Raw genomic sequence first — 16,734 nt, forward strand, 5'->3', positions numbered from 1 at the left:
GAGGTCTTGTCGGTCTTGAGCTGCGTGGCCGCCTTCTGGAAGTCGGCGAGGTTGCTCGGCACGTCGATGCCGGCATCTGCGAACGCCTTCTTGCTGTAGAAGATGTAGCGCGAACCCCAGTAGTAGGGCACAGCCGAGACCTTGCCGTCGAACGTTCCGGCCTCGACGAAGCCCTTGGGACCGATGTTGTCGCCGAGCTCGTCCAGACGGTCGGTCAGGTCGGTGAACGCGCCGACGCTGGTGAAGGTGGGCGACTGCGTGTTGCCGACTTCGACGACGTCAGGTGTGTCCTTGCTCTGGAGCGAGGTGTTGAGACGAGGCATGAGCTCGCCCCACTCGATGTGCTCGACCTTGAGCGTCTTGCCCGCGTGCTGCTTGGCGTACTCCTTGACGAGCCAGTCCTCGAGGGGCTTCGGGGTGTCCTCAGCGCCTGCGAGCCAGAGAGTCACAGTCTTGGACTCGTCCGCAGCCGGCTTGTCGTCGCTGCTTCCGCAGGCGGCGAGAGCGGACAACGCCAAGGCCGAAGCCAGTGTCGCTGCCGCGATCTTCTTGATCTTCATCGCACTTCCTTTATTAGATGCTGGTCTTTTCTGGGTATGTACGTGTTCTTGAGGCGAAAGCGCCGTCTGAAGTGGGACTGTCGACAGGTCACACCACCCCTAGCTCGCGGTAGCGCACCAACGCTGCCGCGCCCGTGAGTACGAGCTCGTCGTGCATCGGGACCAGGCGCACCTGGACTCGCTGGGCGACGAAAGGAAGGGTCTGTTGGGCGAGCCCGGCGCGTACCGACTCGAGCAGGGCGCCTTCGAGGAGCTCGGTCGGGCCGTAAAGCACGACGTCGGCGATGCCGAGGGTGGTGACGACGGGGGTCAGGACGGTGGCGAGCTTGGTGCCGACATGGCGGCGGTCATCGTCGTTGTCGAGCAGGCTGAGTGCCGGGGCCGAAAGGAAGGTCTCGAGGCAGCCACGGTTGCCGCAGGAACACTGGCGACCGCCGGGGTCGACGACGACGTGGCCGATCTCGCCGGACGACATCAGCGGGCCGGACAGCGCGCGCCCGTCGATGAGGACGCCACCACCGACACCGGAGCCGATCATCAGCAGCAACATGCCTTGGTCGTCGCCGGCGCCGAATGCGCTCTCCGCGACCGCGGCAACGTTGGAGTCGTTGCCTGCGTGGACCGGAAGGCCGAGCGAGGCCGACAGCTGGGCGGCCAGGTCGACGTTCTCCCAACCGAGGTTTGGGGCGATGATCACGGTGCCGTCGCCATCGACGATGCCGGGTGTGCCGATGCCGACGCCGAGGATGCGGCGTGGGGTGGATTCGCGCAGACGTACAGCCAGCCCGGCGATCACGGCGATGTCGTCGCCCCGGCTGAACTCGACCTGCTCGCGGGTGAGGATCTTGCCGTCGAGATCGACGACCGCGCCAGTGAGGTGTCCGTCGGCCGAGAGGTCGAGGGCGATCGCGACTGGGGCGTCCTCTGACATGCCGACCAACGTGGCGGGTTTGCCCATATGTGTGCCCGGGCGGGTGCCTTGCTCGATCAGGAAGCCTTCCTCGATCAGCTCGGCGACAAGGTCTGAGATCGTCACACGGGTCAGCGAGGTCTCGCGGGCGAGGTCTGCTCGGCTGCGCGCGCCGTGGTCGACGAGCTGCTGAAGGATCAGGGCGCGGTGGTGACGGCGGGCATCTCCGGGGAGAACCTTGCCGACCGGTCGTCGGCCTGCCGTGGTACTCCGTCGAGGTTGCTCTTTGATCTGGGTCACATAGTTAATAAAGCGTACTAACAAAGTCGAGGTCAAGAGTTTGAGGTGACAAATCGGTGAACTGACCGTCGCCCCGCTCGGTGTGAGCGGTCACCGGCCCGATATCGTTGCTGGTTCAACACCTCGGGCGTACGTCGTCACGACGACGTACATCGGCCCGCCGACAACCAGCCGGAATGGAACACCCTCATGGCATCGACCGTCGAGAACGTCATCAGCCTCAGCAAGCGCCGCGGATTCGTCTACCAATGTGGCGAGATCTACGGCGGCACCCGCTCGGCATGGGACTACGGCCCGCTCGGTGTCGAGCTCAAGGACAACATCAAGCGCCAGTGGTGGCGCTCGATGGTGCAGAGCCGCGATGACGTCGTCGGCCTGGACTCCTCGGTGATCCTGCCGACGCCCGTCTGGAACGCGTCGGGCCACCTCGCTGCCTTCGTCGACCCGCTCGTCGAGTGCCAGAAGTGCCACAAGCGCTACCGCCAGGACCACCTGCAGGAGGCGTACGCCGAGAAGAAGAAGCTCGACGACCCTGATGCGGTTGGCATGGAGCTCATCGTCTGCGAGAACTGCGGCACCCGCGGCGAGTGGACCGAGCCCAAGATGTTCAATGGGCTCCTCAAGACCTACCTCGGCCCGGTCGAGACGGACGAGGGCCTGCACTACCTGCGCCCCGAGACCGCTCAGGGCATCTTCATCAACTTCGCCCAGGTCATGACGACCTCGCGCAAGAAGCCGCCGTTCGGCATCGGCCAGATCGGCAAGAGCTTCCGCAACGAGATCACGCCGGGCAACTTCATCTTCCGCACCCGCGAGTTCGAGCAGATGGAGATGGAGTTCTTCGTCGAGCCGGGCACGGACGAGGAGTGGCACGAGACTTGGATCCAGACCCGAATGGACTGGTACACCGGCCTCGGCATCAACCCCGACAACCTGCGCCTCTACGAGCACGCGCAGGAGAAGCTGTCGCACTACTCCAAGCGGACCGTCGACATCGAGTACCGCTTCGAGTTCCAGGGTTCGGAATGGGGCGAGCTCGAGGGCATCGCCAACCGTACGGACTTCGACCTCAAGACCCACAGCGAGCACTCCGGCAAGGACCTGCAGTACTTCGATCAGCCCAACAATGAACGCTGGACGCCGTACGTCATCGAGCCCGCCGCCGGTGTGAACCGTTCGATGATGGCGTTCCTGGTCGATGCGTACGTCGAGGAGGAAGTGCCCAACGCCAAGGGTGGCACCGACACGCGTACCGTGCTGAAGCTCGACCACCGCTTGGCGCCGGTCAAGGCAGCGGTGCTCCCGCTCTCGCGCAACGAGGACCTCTCGCCCAAGGCGCGCGCGCTCGCCGCCGAGCTGCGCGGATTCTGGAATGTCGACTTCGACGACGCGCAGGCGATTGGCAAGCGCTATCGCCGCCAGGACGAGATCGGCACACCGTTCTGCATCACGGTCGACTTCGAGACGCTCGACGACAACGCCGTGACGATCCGCGAGCGCGACACCATGACGCAAGAGCGCATCCCACTCGACCAGGTCACGAGCTGGCTCGCGGCGCGTCTGCCTGGTTGCTGACCCGCGCGTGAGTGACAATCGGCAGGTGTCGACACTCAAACGCTCTGCCCTAGCCGCCGCCGCTGTCGTGGCGATGTTGGCCGTCGCTGCCTGCGGTTCTGACGCCAAGGTCGACGAAGGCGTACCGGTTCCCAAGGGATTCGACCTGCCTGACGGCGTGACCCTGACCAAGGGCGGCACCGTGCTCACTGAGGACGACTCCGCGAGCGTGATCTACCAAGTGGGCAATGCGGCCGCGAGCGCCATCACGGTCACGGTGACCGAGGTGCGCAAGGGAAACATCAAAGACTTCAAGTTCTTCTCGCTCGATGAGGAGTCCAAGCAGTCGACGCCGTTCTACGTCAAGGTGACGGTCAAGAACGAAGGTCCTGCGGGATTGGGTGGCGCGGCACTGCCGATCTACTCGCACGACTCGGCCAACACGATTCGGCAGGCCAACGAGCTGGTCGGCAACTTCAAGCCGTGCCCCAAGCCGGCGTTGCCCAAGACGTTCCTCCCGGGAGCGTCGGCAGACCTGTGTCTGGTCTACCTCGTGCCCAAGGGCAAGGCGCTCCAGTCCGTCGACCTGCAGACTGGTTCGGCCAAGGACGTCATCACCTGGACCCCGTAGCCACCTCACTCGGATGGGACAATGGGCGCATGTCCATTGCCACCGTGCCGCGCACTCTGCGCCTTGGCGACCTCGAGGTCGCGACGCCGGTGGTGCTTGCGCCAATGGCGGGGGTGACCAACGCGGCCTTCCGTCAGCTCTGCGCCGAGCAGGGTGCGGGGCTGTACGTATGCGAGATGATCACCTCACGCGGCATCGTCGAGGGTGACAAGACCAGCAAGGCGATGTTGACGTTCGCACCCAACGAGACGGTTCGATCGGTCCAGCTTTACGGCATCGACCCCACGTACGTTGGCCGTGCCGTGGAGATCTTGTGCGCTGAGCATGGCGTTGACCACGTCGACCTCAACTTCGGTTGCCCGGTCCCGAAGGTGACCCGCAAGGGTGGGGGAGCGGCGCTGCCGTGGAAGTCGACACTCCTTGGCGAGATCCTCACCTCAGCAGTCGGCGCCGCGAAGCCATATGGCATCCCCGTGACGATGAAGACCCGCAAGGGCATCGACGACGAGCACCTGACGTACCTCGACGCCGGGCGCATCGCCCAGGACGCCGGCTGCGCAGCGATTGCGCTGCACGGTCGTACGGCAGTTCAGCACTACTCGGGCCGCGCCGACTGGGACTCGATCGCCGAGCTCAAGTCGGCCGTCGACATACCGGTGCTGGGAAACGGAGACATTTGGGAGGCGGCGGACGCGATCCGCATGGTCGACGAGACCGGAATCGACGGCGTCGTCGTCGGCCGTGGCTGCCTCGGTCGGCCCTGGCTGTTCCGTGACCTCGCAGCTGCGTTCAATGGCGAGGACGTGCTGCAGTTGCCGACGCTCGGAGAGGTCTCCGGCGTGATGCGCCGGCACGCCGAGCTGCTCGGCGAGCTGCTGGGCGAGGAGCGCGGCTGTATCGAGTTCCGCAAGCACATCGCGTGGTATCTCAAGGGGTTTGCCGCTGGCAAGGACGTACGCAGCCAGCTCGGGATGGTGTCGTCGTACGTACAGCTGGATGACTTGCTGAGTCGCGTTGATCCGACCGAGGCCTATCCCGTCGCCGAGCTCGGCACTCCGCGAGGCCGCCAGGGCACACCCAAGCGCGTCTCGGTTCCCGACGGTTGGCTCGACTCGCGCGAAGTCACAGCACCACTCGACGCCGGAGCCGAAGACCCAACCTCCGGCGGCTAGAGAAGGCCGCCAAGCCCGCAAACTCCCAATACACCTAGTCGGCTCGTGCCATAGTTGCGCGATGCCAACCACGAAATCAGCTCCGCTTGTCCGGACAGTCTCAATCGCGGTCGTCGGTGGGCTTGCAGGTCTATTGCACGGTCTCGTGGCGCTGGACAGCTTCCGCTCGCTCTTCGCCGCTGACGATTCCGGCATGTATGCGAAACGGCTGATCGGGTTCGGTCTGCTCACCGCGCTGTCGTTTGGAAGCGTGGGTGTGGCGTATCGCCTGCCCCGTCTTTGGGTTCTCGCCCTCTTGGCTTCAATCGTGCTGCTAGTCCTCGCGTTCTCCGATCTTCGGTCAGTTGGTTTGACCCCTGTCTGAAGCGCAGAACGCCAAGCCGACAAACTCCCAATGCACCTAGCCCGGTCTGCGTAGGCTGGCCGAATGGAACTGATCCGAGTCGGCTACTGGCTGGGATCGACAGAGCCTGGGTGGCCAGATCCTCGCAATTTTGTGGACCTCTCGTGGAACGGCGACGAACGCGCCGAAGTGGTTTTGCATCTTCGTCAGGGTGCTGTCGCGAAGCGATACATGGGCCTATCGGAATGCCGATTCTGCGGAGAATTAGTCGGCAGTCTTGAATTATCAGACGGGACCTACGTCTGGCCAGAAGGGCTCACTCACTACGTGGATCAGCACGGCGTCCGACTCCCGCAGTCGTTCGTCGATCACATGTCGCGCGCCAGAGACTCACTTGAGGACGCTGTCGTGGACGATTCATGGTGGCGCTCCATCAAGTCGTGGAAATGAAAACACAGCCAAGCCTGCTTGTGTTCATCCGGTTCCGGTTGGTGGCGTGCCGGTGGGCCGCCGAACCCATAGGTTAGGCGGCTTGGCGGTAGTGGGTTCTTCGTCTGCGGATGGGGTGGTGGTTTCGGTTGGTGAAGTTGAAGCCATCTACGGCGTTGCCGGTGATGTTGAGCAAACCGCGGTGGAGCAGGTGGTGGCATCGAACGCACAGTCCGATGAGGAGGTTGACGTCGGTGGGTCCACCCAACGACCACCAGATGACGTGGTGGATTTCGAGGTGGGTGTGGTTGCAACCTGGTGTGGCGCAGACCCCGAGTTGGCGGGCGATCACGGCTCGTCGCTGCAACAGGGTGGGTTGGTAGCGCTCAGTGCCAGCGTTCAGGATCTCAGCCTGACGGGCGCCACCGTGTTGTTTCATCAGGAACGCGGTGAAGTCAGACACGCACAGGAAGTACATGAGCAGGTTGGGCCCGATCGCACCATGTCCTGCGAGTGTTGCTGGCTCGACCGAAGGCATGGGCTCGGGGATCAGGTGCGGGTTTTCGGTTTTGGCTTGCACGTGGTCGGCGGCAGCCTGCAACGTGTCGGCGTCGACGAACACTGACATGTGGGGTCTAACACCTTTGTCCGACGGCAGACCGTTGGCCAGGATCGCTGTGAGCAGGTCATCCAAACCCTGAACACGTCGCTGGGCACCAGAACGGGTGTCGTCCTTGTCGCGCGGCGCCGAGATTGAGTCCATGACCATTTTGAGCTTCGACCCGGTGACCGTGTTCAAGAAGCCATTGGTGTGGAACCCGTCGGGGACGGCATCGACAGCGAAGTCTTCTTTGTCCATCCCGCGTTCCCACGCGGCATCCAAATCTTCAGGGTGGACCTTGTCTTTGAGGTGTTTGACGGCTTCGAACAACTCACCGGGTTCGCAATCCTTGGCGACTTGGACGAACACGTCCTCGAACTGGCGCATGGGCTCGAGCCCAACATGGGCGAGTCCGTAGACGAAGACTCGTACGTGCGCCGAGCTGACTTGCCCGGTCATAGCTGCTTCGGCCAGCAAAGGTAGGTCACGTAGCGCGGCGACGTTCTTGACCAGGGTGGTGGCTTGACCGGCGTTCATCCGCAGCTGGTTGCGCACCCACGCATTCAGGGTCGACGCACCGTCGAGCTCAAAGTCCTTCGACTCGTCCAGCTTGGCCAGAAGCACAGCCTCCCGGGCGTCGATCGCGTCTCGAGCAGCGTGCAATGCGTGAAGCTGGTCCCGCGTGTCACCCGACAAGAGCGTCTGCGCGGCTATGCGCATCGCGTCGATTGTCGGCTTCGGGTCCACACCAAAACACTACCCGAACAGACGTTCGATGACCAGTGGAAAACCCTGTGAATTCAGCGAAAATCAAGGATTCTTGTCCACAGTTGAGGCCGCCAACGAGGCTGTCCACAGAACAAATCCGCGCTCTTGCATTTGCGCTCTGTCCTTTAGTCGCGATCGAGCACGTAGACGATGAAGCCTTGGTTCTCAGCCAACGAGTCATACAGAAGTCGACCCGGGGCGTTGGTCTCGTGTGTCTGCCAATAGACGCGCTTGATGCCCTCGGCTTGGGCCCGTTCGCTCACGCCTTCGATCAGTGCTCGACCGACACCCTTGCCGCGCTCTGTCGGCAAGGTGAAGAGGTCCTGGAGATAGCAGGTGAGCTCGAGGCGAGAGGTGCTTCGGTGGAACAGGTAGTGGACGAGTCCGACGAGTTGCCCGTTCTCTTCGGCGACCATCGCGAAGATCGGTTCGTCGAGGTCAAAGAAGCGTGCCCAGGTCGTTGTCGTGACTTGCTCATCCAATGCGCTCTTGCCGGTGCGCTCGTAGAACTTGTTGTAGCCGTCCCACAGCGGAAGCCACGATTCGAAATCGGTCTGTTCGACCGATCGGATAATCATGAGCGGGCCTCTCGTGCGCGGTCGAGCTGGGCGAGCATGGTGGCGCGGGCGGCATCAGCCGGGAGATTCCTGCCGTCAGCATCGACGGGACCCTTGGGGGAGTGCACCTCAACCGTTGCCAGGCCGAGCCGCCGCTGGAGCGGACCTTGGCTGAGCTCAACGGACTGCGTCTTGTGGTGCGGAATGATGCTGGTCGTCCGCTGGATCCAACCTTCGCTGGCCACGAACGTCGAATCATTGGCGGCAACCCAGCGATAGCGGAAGCCGATCGGTGCGAACCACCACGATCGTGGCGATGCGTACGTACGGTTGCCGATCGCCGGATCCGCACCGGGCAGCAGTTCGGCGATGATGGCGTTCGCCAGAGGTGCGTCGCTGATCGGGAGCAAGGTCGAGTTGGCGTTGTTGCCCTCGCTCTCGCCGCCCTGGGACGCATAGCCAGCGACATCGACCTCGAGTCGCTGCCAGCCCAGTCGCCGCCACACCAGTGGCTCCTTGATCGCAATGCCCTGGACGCGGTCGTACGGGATGGTCTGCGAGGTGCGCGACAAAAGCCCGCGCTCGATACGCAGACCACGCTCGCCACGCGACAGCGTGAAGTCCCACTGCTGGATGACGCGTTGACCGACGATCTGGACGAGCCACGAGGCCAGCGGGATGATGCCGCCGATGAAGGCGATCACGTTGTCGAACCACAAGGCGGCGATGAGCACTGCGACCGTGCCGAGCGCCGCGAACAGGAAGTCGAGCGAGAGCAGCGTGCCGATGATGATCCGCATCGGCGGCACGACCGTGATGATGCTGCGCTGCTCGTCGAGAGCCTCCTCGGCGGCGGTTTGTCCGTGCGCGCGATCGAGCAGCACGCGTCGCAGCGAGCCAGCGTCAGCGACCTTCAGGAATCGCAACGACGTACGCGAGTTCTTGCCACCGGCCATCTCGATGCGCAGCTCGGCGAGGCCGAGGATCCGGGCGACGAGGGGTTCGGCGATGTCGACGGACTGGATGCGCTCATACGGGATGCGCCGCGATGACTTGGTGATGATGCCGCTGTTGATGCGCAGCTCGGTGCCATCGATGACGTAGCGGGTGAACATCCAGGTCAGGAAGCCGACGCCCATGCCGATCAGCAGTCCGCCGATGAGCAGGATGAGGCCGGTGAGCACGGGGTTGAGCCCTTGCCAACCATCGCCGTTGAACATCGAGGTGAAAAGGCCGAAGACCGCGGCAGCAGCCCAGAGCGCGCCTTGAACCACTCCAGTCAGTGGGTGGGTGCGGAGCCCGACGGCCTCGGAGACCGCGGGTGACGAGTCAGACACCGGCGCCATGTGATTCGCCGAGCTCAGTCAGTCGGTTGCGGAGGGCGGTTGCCTGGTCGGCGGCGAGACCGGGGATGTTGGCGGCGGTCTCCGGGCTTGCGGTGTGGAGAGTGACGGTGGCAATTCCGTACGCGCGGGCGAGTGGGCCGGCCTCGACGTCGACGTACTGCATGCGGCCGTATGGGATCGCGACCAGCCGCTTGAACATCACGCCACTCGTGACGAGCAGGTCGTCGGCGTTCTCGGCGTAGCCCCAACTGCGCTGGTTGCGTCCGGCCCAGATCCAGCCCCACACCGCGCCAGCCGAAGCGATTGCAGCGACGATCGCGCCGATCCACCAAAGATCGTCAGGGAGGAGCAGCGCCAGTACGAGGCCGACGACAAGGAAGACGGCCGAGAAGATCAGGGTCAGAATTCGCCGAACGGTGGCCAGGCGCGGGGAATTGCGCTTCCACTCGCCGACGACAGGTTCGAAGAGGGCATCCACGCGCCTCACTGTAGACGGACACCTTGATAGCGTCCGTCCCGTGCAACTCCTCGTCAGCGCCACGTCCGCCCATGGCATCACCGACACGTCCGGGCCGGGATGGATCGAGGTTGCCGACGGCCGGATCGTCGCCAGTGGACCTGGCGAACCACCGCGTGCGGCCGACCTGCACGTAGAGGTGATCGCACCCGGATTCATCGACGCGCAGATCAATGGCGCCTACGGCGCCGACTTCGCCTCGGCGACCGAGGAAGACTGGACCCGCATCGCTGAGCGGCTCCCGAGCACCGGTGTCACCTCGATGGTGCCGACGTTCATCACGGCACCGATCGACGAAGTTTGCGCCGACCTGAGCGCGTATGCACAACGTCGCCAAGCTGTGGCACATCGAGAAGGTACGACGCGCCTGCTGCCGTGTCACGTGGAAGGCCCGTTCCTCGCGCCGACCCGTCGAGGAGCCCATCGCGAAGAACTACTCGTCGACCCAACGCCAGATCGGGTCCATGCCCTGATCGAGGCTGGTGGCGACTCGCTCGGCTACGTGACCCTGGCTCCCGAGCGAGCTGGTGCGTTGGAGGCAATCGCCACCTTCGTCGCTGCAGGCGTACGGGTGTCGGTCGGGCACAGCGACGCCGATGCCGCGTCTGTCGCGAAGGCAGCCGACGCCGGGGCGACCCTCGTGACCCACCTCTACAACGCCCAGAGCCCGTTGATGCCTCGCAGTCCGGGAGTCGTTGGCGGCGCGCTTGCCGACTCACGACTGACACTCGGTCTGATTGCCGACCTGCATCACGTCGATGCCGAAGCCATCCGGCTGACGTTTGCCGCGGCCACAGGACGGGTCATGCTCGTGACCGACAATGTCTCGGCGTTCGGTATGCCGGCAGGGGAGTACGAGCTCGGTGGCCAGACACTTTCGGTCGTTGACGGGCAACCGCCGCTCCGCGAAGACGGAACGCTGGCCGGAGCAGCCGTACGACTCGACGACTGCGTCGCCAATGCGGTGGCGTCAGGAGCATCAGTCGACCAGGCGATTGCTGCTGTCACCAGCGTTCCGGCCCGTGCGCTCGGGCTCGATGACCTCGGCCATCTGCGTGCCGGAGCGATCGCAGATTTCGTCATACTGGACTCTGATCTGCGGACAGATCAGGCTTGGATTCAGGGAAAAATGGCATTTGACCGCACTAGTCTCACGGTGGGAGACTGAGAGACGCAGGCCAGCCCCTGCCCTTCCCCAACTGCCACCCTTTTTGTGCGGAGATTTCCATGGCCAAAGCACTTGTCGGCTTCATCGGCGGCCCCACCACAGCGCAGTCTCGTGACACTGCGATGTTGCGTCGCCGCATTGCCGATCTTGAGGCAGAAGTACTACGTCTCAAGGTCGAGAACGACGGGCTCCTCAAGACCCTGCGTGAGCAAGTTGACCACGTGACGGCGGGCGATCTGCTCGAGCCCGTCGCCGGTCACCGCTGACGCTTCGATACTGAACTGGCGACGGTCCGTCGCCCGCAGCATTCGGTCGCCTAGTGTGTCCTCAAGTCCCCGGACTTGAACAGCACAGCCGGCCGTCGTCGTAGGAGCAACGTTGTACCTCAAGAGCCTCACACTTCGTGGGTTCAAGTCCTTTGCATCCTCAACGACTCTCCAGTTCGAAACTGGCATCACGTGCGTTGTCGGACCCAACGGCTCCGGCAAGTCCAATGTCGTCGATGCCCTCGCTTGGGTCATGGGCGAGCAGGGCGCCAAGTCATTGCGCGGCGGCAAGATGGAAGACGTCATCTTCGCCGGCACGTCCGGTCGACCACCGCTTGGCCGCGCCGAGGTCGTGCTGACGATCGACAACACCGACGGCGCGCTGCCCATCGAGTACACCGAAGTCACGATCACCCGCACGATGTTCCGCAATGGCGGGTCCGAGTACGCGATCAACGGCAACACCTGCCGACTCCTCGACGTCCAGGAACTCCTCAGCGACTCGGGTATCGGCCGTGAGATGCACGTCATCGTCGGCCAGGGCCAGCTCGACAGCGTCCTGCGCGCTACGCCCGAGGAGCGCCGCGGCTTCATCGAGGAAGCCGCCGGTGTCCTCAAGCACCGCAAACGCAAGGAAAAGGCGCTTCGCAAGCTTGATGCGACCCAAGGCAACCTGACGCGACTCAATGACGTGCTCACTGAGCTCCGTCGTCAGCTCAAGCCGCTGGGTCGTCAGGCCGAAGTGGCTCGCCGAGCAGCGGTCATCCAGGCCGACGTACGCGACGCCCGGGCCCGTCTGCTCGCTGACGACGTGACCCAGGCGCGCAAGGTCATCGCTGAGGAGCTGGCCGACGAGACCGCATTGAAGGATCGCAGGCAGTCGGTTGAGGCAGCGATTGCCGAAGCGCGCGAGCAGGAGACGGTCCTCGAGGACCAGCTGCGTGAGGACTCTCCGCGCCTGGCCGCAGCGCAAGAGACTTGGTACTCACTGTCCGGTCTGCGCGAACGCTTCCGCGGTACGGCCGGGCTGGCCAACGAGCGCGTACGTCTGGCTGCCGTCGAGGCTGACGATCGTCGGGTCGGCCGCGATCCCGAAGTACTCGAGGCGGAGGCACGCGAGGCGCAGGCCAAGCACGAGCAGCTCGACGCCGGCGTATCCGAAGCGACCGAGTCCCTCGAGCAGGTCATCGCGGCCAAGGACGCGGCCGAAGCGGCCTACACAGCCGAAGAGCGACGTGTTGCCGGCCTGCTTCGTGCGGCCGCCGATCAGCGCGAAGGTCTGGCGAGGCTCCACGGTCAGGTCAACTCGCTCAAGAGCCGCGCAACCGCAGCGGGTGAGGAAATTGGCCGCCTGACGGTCGCCCGCGACGAGGCGGAGCTCCGTGCAACCGACGCGCACCGTGAGTTCAGCGCGCTCGAGAACACGATCGCCGGGCTCAATGCCGGCGAATCAGGACTTGACGAAGACCTCGAGGCTGCCGAGACGGCCCTCGCCGAGATCGTTGAGCAGCTGGCATCCCTCGGATCGCAGACGCAGGAGGCCGAGCGTCAGCAGTCTGCTCTCGCAGCCCGCAAGGAAGCACTTGAGCTGGGTCTGGCCCGCAAGGACGGTGCAGGCGCGCTGCTCGCGGCAACGGACGAGATCAGCGGACTCCTGGGCTCGGTCGCAGCGCTGCTGACCGTACGCAGTGGGTTCGAGACCGCCATTGCCTCAGCCCTTGGATCCGCCGCAGATGCCGTTGCGGTCGATCACCTCGACACAGCCGTCTCCGCGATGGAGAAGCTCAAGTCCGAAGACCTCGGTCGCGCAGGAATGCTGCTTGGGGGCGGCGAGGTCGATGACTCGTCGTGGCCTGGGCTGCCGGCGTTCGCGACGTACGCGATCGACGTGGTTGATGGTCCGGCCAAGCTGCAGGGTGCGTTGCGCCGACTGCTCTACAAGGTGGCCGTCGTTGACGACCTGGAGCAGTCGCGTCAGCTGATCGCCCAGTCCCCAGACGTTGTGGCCGTGACCCGCGATGGCGATGTCCTCGGTCCGCACTTCGCATCCGGCGGATCGTCGTCGAAGCAGAGCCTGATCGAGGTCAAGGCAGCCATCGAGACGGCCGCCGAAGATCTGGAGCGTGCGGTGCACACGCTTGAGCGCCTCCGCTTCGAGATCGAGGGTGCCGAGACCCGTCGCGTAGCGGCACAGGAACATGTCGATGCGGCACTCGCTCGACTTCACGAGTCGGACGCCACGATGGCGGCAGTCGCCGAGAATCTCGGCCACCTCGGTGCCACTGCGCGAGCTGCGCGTGGAGAAGCCGATCGACTGACGACGGCGATCAACGCTGCTGCCGAAGCCCGTGATGTGGACGTCTCGGGACTCGCCGAGCTCGAAGATCGACTCCGGCAGGCCGAGTCCGCGCCGGAGGAGGAGCCGGACACGACACTCCTCGAGGAGCTTGCTGAGAAGGCTTCCTCGGCTCGCCGGGCAGAGACGGACGCGCGGCTCGCACTGAGGACGAACGAAGAACGGGCCCGGGCCCTTGCAGCGCAGGTCAGCTCACTGTTCGAAGCGGCGGCCGCTGAGCGTCAGGCACGCATCAAGGCAGAAGAACGACGCGAACGACAGCTCCGCGAGGCCGAGACCGCCAGGGCTGTGATTGCTGCGAGCGACCGCGTACTCGTACGGCTCGAGCAATCGGTCCTGCAGGCCTCCGAGCTCCGCAAGACGATCGAGACGTCACGCTCCGGTCGCGAGGAGACGCTGCGGGGCGTACGCATCAAGTTGCGTGAGCTGAGCACCGAGCTCGATGGACTCACCGACTCGGTCCACAAGGACGAAATGGCCCGGGCAGAGATGCGCCTTCGCCTCGAAGGACTCGAAGCCCGTGCGCTTGAGGAGCTCGGCCTCAACATTGAAGAGCTGATCGCCGACTACGGCCCGGATCAGCTCATAACCCCGATCGCCGAGGCGACCGAAGACGGCGAGGATGCCGCCGAGCCCGGACCGGCGATCCCGTACGACCGCGAGGAGCAGACCAAGCGACTTCGTGCAGCGGAGCGATCCATGGCCATGCTCGGCAAGGTCAACCCGCTCGCTCTTGAGGAGTTCAGCGCGCTCGAAGAACGTCACCAGTTCCTGTCGGAGCAGCTCGAGGACCTTCGCAAGACTCGCAAGGACCTGCTGGAGATCGTCGAAGAGGTCGATGCCAAGGTCGAGCAGGTCTTCACCGAGGCTTGGTACGACGTTGAGCGCGAGTTCGCCGACGTCTTCTCCCGACTCTTCCCGGGTGGTGAGGGATCGCTGATCCTCACCGATCCACAAAACATGCTCACGACCGGCATCGACGTCGAGGCGAGGCCCCCGGGCAAGAAGGTCAAGCGGCTGTCGCTGCTGTCCGGTGGCGAGCGTTCGCTGGTCGCGGTGGCATTCCTCGTCGCCTTGTTCAAGGCCCGGCCGAGCCCGTTCTACATCCTCGACGAGGTCGAAGCGGCCCTCGACGACACCAACCTCGGCCGACTGCTCGAGATCTACGAAGAGCTGCGTGCCAGCTCGCAGCTGATCGTCATCACGCACCAGAAGCGCACGATGGAAGTTGCCGACGCGCTCTATGGAGTCTCGATGCGCGGCGACGGCGTATCCGCGGTCATCAGTCAGCGCCTGCGCGACGAGGCTTCGGCCTAGTGTCCGAGGCGATGCTCCGTACGGACTTCCCGACACTCCGGACCATCACGACACGGTGGGAGGACGAGGACGTCTACGGCCATGTCAACAACGTCGTCTACTACTCGTTCTTCGACACCGCGGTCAACGGCTTCCTGATCGAGGCGACCGGCACCGACATCCGCAAGCTCGATGCGGTTGGCCTGGTCGCCGAGACACAGTGTGAATTCAAACGAGAACTCGGTTTCCCGGGTGACGTGCAAGCGGGTCTCGCGGTCACCAAGCTCGGCACGTCGAGCATCGTCTATCGGATCGGGCTGTTCCAGGGCGACAGCGATGAACCGGCAGCGATCGGGCGTTTTGTGCACGTGTATGTCGACTCGACCTCACGTCAGGTCACACCTGTCCCGCAGTCGATCAGGGATGCCGTCACCCCGCTGGTTCAGGAGCCCTCGGGTTCCTAGTCGAACCGCCGAGGTTTGAACCAAGCCGCGGCACGGCACGGCACCTACATAGGATCGCGGTGTGACCACGCTGACGCTCGTCCTCATTCTTGCCGCTGCAGTCATCGTCCTCGGAGCTGGCGCAGCGCTGCTGATTTCCCGGCGCCGGGCAGAGCTCCCGCCGCCGGATGAGCTGGACGCGATTACCGAAGAGGTCATCGAGCACCCCGAGCACCCTGAGCCTCACCTCGACGAGGCGGTCGCCACACCGAAGCCAGAGCCGGTACCAGAACCTGAGCCAGCGCCGGCTCCCGAGCCCGCTGCTCCCACGCTTGAGCGTCCCGAGGCGCCGAAGGGTCGACTCGTTCGTCTGCGCGCTCGCCTGGCTCGCTCCCAGGGCACTCTCGGCAAGGGACTGCTCGCAGTTCTGGGCCGCGCGTCACTCGATGACGCCGCGTGGGAGGAGATCGAGGACACGCTGCTTGCCGCCGATGTAGGCGTGGGGCCGACCGACGAGCTCGTCGAACAGCTCAAGACCCGCGTGCGAGTCGAAGGCATCAAGGATCCCGACCATGCCCGTACGGTTCTGCGCGAAGAGCTCATCGCACTGATCGGGCCGAGCAACGATCGCTCGCTCAAGTCGGCAGGCGCGGAGGGCAAGCCTGGCGTCGTCCTCGTGGTCGGCGTCAACGGCACCGGCAAGACAACGACTGTCGGGCGCCTGGCCCGCGTGCTCGTGGCCGAGAACAAGTCTGTCGTGCTCGGTGCGGCCGATACGTTCCGCGCAGCCGCTGCCGAACAGCTCCAGACCTGGGGCGAACGGGTCGGTGTCGACACCGTCCGCGGTCCAGAGGGCGGCGATCCGGCGAGCGTTGGCTTCGAGGCCGTACAGAAAGGCATCGCCGACGGAGTCGATGTGGTGCTGGTCGACACTGCTGGCCGTCTTCACACCAAGGCCGGGCTGATGGACGAGCTCGGCAAGGTCAAGCGCGTGATCGAGAAGCAGGCTCCCGTCACGGAGGTGCTCCTCGTCATCGACGCCACGACGGGGCAGAACGGTATGACCCAGGCTCGCGTGTTCGGCGAGGTGGTCGAGGTGACCGGCATCGTGCTGACCAAGCTCGACGGCACAGCCAAGGGCGGCATCGTGATTGCGGTTCAGCGTGAGCTCGGCGTACCCGTGAAGTTCGTCGGTCTTGGCGAAGGTGTGGACGATCTTGCGCCATTCGATCCCGAGGAATTCGTCGACGCGCTCCTCGAGTGACCTGCGGGTTTACGTGCTGTTAACACAACCCGCAGATTCGTGACATTGCCGCAACACGGCGAAACCCGTATCGAAACCGTCCGATAACAGCCTGTAGCGCAGCGGGCGTTGTCCACGCCCGCGCACTTCAACTTCGGAGGTTTCATGGATACCGGCGATACCGCGTGGATCCTGGCCAGCTCGGCCTTGGTCCTGCTCATGACGCCAGGACTGGCGTTCTTCTACGGCGGCATGGTCCGCTCCAAGACCGTCC

At 64.4% G+C, this 16,734-nt stretch carries 17 protein-coding genes; 11 read left to right on the top strand and 6 right to left on the bottom strand.

The features are described from left to right. A partial coding sequence (locus V6M39_RS17755; RefSeq protein ID WP_332645152.1) for an ABC transporter substrate-binding protein occupies positions 1-560 on the bottom strand: 560 nt, incomplete at its 3' end. A gap of 88 nt (positions 561-648) precedes the next feature. After that, a complete protein-coding gene (locus V6M39_RS17760) occupies positions 649-1,770 on the bottom strand; it encodes an ROK family transcriptional regulator (RefSeq protein WP_332645153.1) in 1,122 nt (373 codons plus the stop codon). A 189-nt stretch (positions 1,771-1,959) separates the two neighbouring features. Between V6M39_RS17760 and V6M39_RS17765 the strand changes: the two genes are divergently transcribed. The 5 genes from V6M39_RS17765 to V6M39_RS17785 all read left to right on the top strand — a co-directional run bounded on the left by V6M39_RS17765 (position 1,960) and on the right by V6M39_RS17785 (position 5,920). Continuing rightward, complete coding sequence (locus tag V6M39_RS17765) at positions 1,960-3,345, top strand: glycine--tRNA ligase (RefSeq protein ID WP_332645154.1); 1,386 nt, start codon at positions 1,960-1,962, stop codon at positions 3,343-3,345. A gap of 25 nt (positions 3,346-3,370) precedes the next feature. Further along, a complete protein-coding gene (locus V6M39_RS17770) occupies positions 3,371-3,955 on the top strand; it encodes a hypothetical protein (RefSeq protein WP_332645155.1) in 585 nt (194 codons plus the stop codon). A gap of 29 nt (positions 3,956-3,984) precedes the next feature. Further along, positions 3,985-5,127 carry a tRNA dihydrouridine synthase DusB gene (gene dusB / locus V6M39_RS17775; protein WP_332645156.1) on the top strand — a complete coding sequence of 381 codons (1,143 nt, stop codon included), beginning with the start codon at positions 3,985-3,987 and terminating at the stop codon, positions 5,125-5,127. A gap of 145 nt (positions 5,128-5,272) precedes the next feature. Next, a complete protein-coding gene (locus V6M39_RS17780) occupies positions 5,273-5,491 on the top strand; it encodes a hypothetical protein (protein WP_332645157.1) in 219 nt (72 codons plus the stop codon). 63 nt (positions 5,492-5,554) lie between these two features. Then, positions 5,555-5,920: a hypothetical protein gene (locus V6M39_RS17785; protein WP_332645158.1), complete on the top strand. Its 366-nt coding sequence runs from the start codon at positions 5,555-5,557 to the stop codon at positions 5,918-5,920. Positions 5,921-5,993: 73 nt separating this feature from the next. On the opposite strand, the gene V6M39_RS17790 is transcribed toward V6M39_RS17785, so the two are convergent. The 4 genes from V6M39_RS17790 to V6M39_RS17805 form a co-directional block, all read right to left on the bottom strand. Then, entirely contained in the window at positions 5,994-7,247 is a 1,254-nt protein-coding gene (locus V6M39_RS17790; RefSeq protein WP_332645159.1) for an HNH endonuclease, read from the bottom strand. Between the two features lie 146 nt (positions 7,248-7,393). Further along, a complete protein-coding gene (locus tag V6M39_RS17795; RefSeq protein WP_332645160.1) occupies positions 7,394-7,846 on the bottom strand; it encodes a GNAT family N-acetyltransferase in 453 nt (150 codons plus the stop codon). After that, a complete protein-coding gene (locus V6M39_RS17800) occupies positions 7,843-9,162 on the bottom strand; it encodes a PH domain-containing protein (RefSeq protein WP_332645161.1) in 1,320 nt (439 codons plus the stop codon). The genes V6M39_RS17795 and V6M39_RS17800 overlap by 4 nt, the downstream gene beginning before the upstream one ends. After that, a complete protein-coding gene (locus tag V6M39_RS17805) occupies positions 9,155-9,649 on the bottom strand; it encodes a PH domain-containing protein (RefSeq protein WP_332645162.1) in 495 nt (164 codons plus the stop codon). Before V6M39_RS17805 ends, V6M39_RS17800 begins: the two co-directional genes overlap by 8 nt. A gap of 40 nt (positions 9,650-9,689) precedes the next feature. Between V6M39_RS17805 and nagA the strand changes: the two genes are divergently transcribed. The 6 genes from nagA to V6M39_RS17835 all read left to right on the top strand — a co-directional run. Continuing rightward, the gene (nagA, locus tag V6M39_RS17810; RefSeq protein ID WP_332645163.1) at positions 9,690-10,856 is read left to right on the top strand and encodes an N-acetylglucosamine-6-phosphate deacetylase; all 1,167 of its coding nucleotides are present in this window, start codon (positions 9,690-9,692) and stop codon (positions 10,854-10,856) included. A 59-nt stretch (positions 10,857-10,915) separates the two neighbouring features. After that, positions 10,916-11,122 (top strand): hypothetical protein, encoded by a 207-nt coding sequence (locus V6M39_RS17815; RefSeq protein WP_332645164.1) that lies wholly within the window; start codon positions 10,916-10,918, stop codon positions 11,120-11,122. Positions 11,123-11,234: 112 nt separating this feature from the next. Continuing rightward, the gene (gene smc / locus V6M39_RS17820) at positions 11,235-14,795 is read left to right on the top strand and encodes a chromosome segregation protein SMC (protein WP_332645165.1); all 3,561 of its coding nucleotides are present in this window, start codon (positions 11,235-11,237) and stop codon (positions 14,793-14,795) included. Further along, positions 14,795-15,238, top strand: coding sequence for an acyl-CoA thioesterase (locus V6M39_RS17825; protein WP_332645166.1), 444 nt, complete (start codon positions 14,795-14,797; stop codon positions 15,236-15,238). Before smc ends, V6M39_RS17825 begins: the two co-directional genes overlap by 1 nt. A 61-nt stretch (positions 15,239-15,299) precedes the next feature. Then, positions 15,300-16,481, top strand: a complete 1,182-nt coding sequence (gene ftsY, locus V6M39_RS17830) for a signal recognition particle-docking protein FtsY (RefSeq protein ID WP_332645167.1) — start codon at positions 15,300-15,302, stop codon at positions 16,479-16,481. Positions 16,482-16,625: 144 nt separating this feature from the next. Further along, positions 16,626-16,734: hypothetical protein (locus tag V6M39_RS17835; protein ID WP_332645168.1), on the top strand; the 109-nt coding region annotated here is incomplete at its 3' end.

The organism is Aeromicrobium sp., assembly GCF_036675695.1.
Lineage (GTDB): Bacteria > Actinomycetota > Actinomycetes > Propionibacteriales > Nocardioidaceae > Aeromicrobium.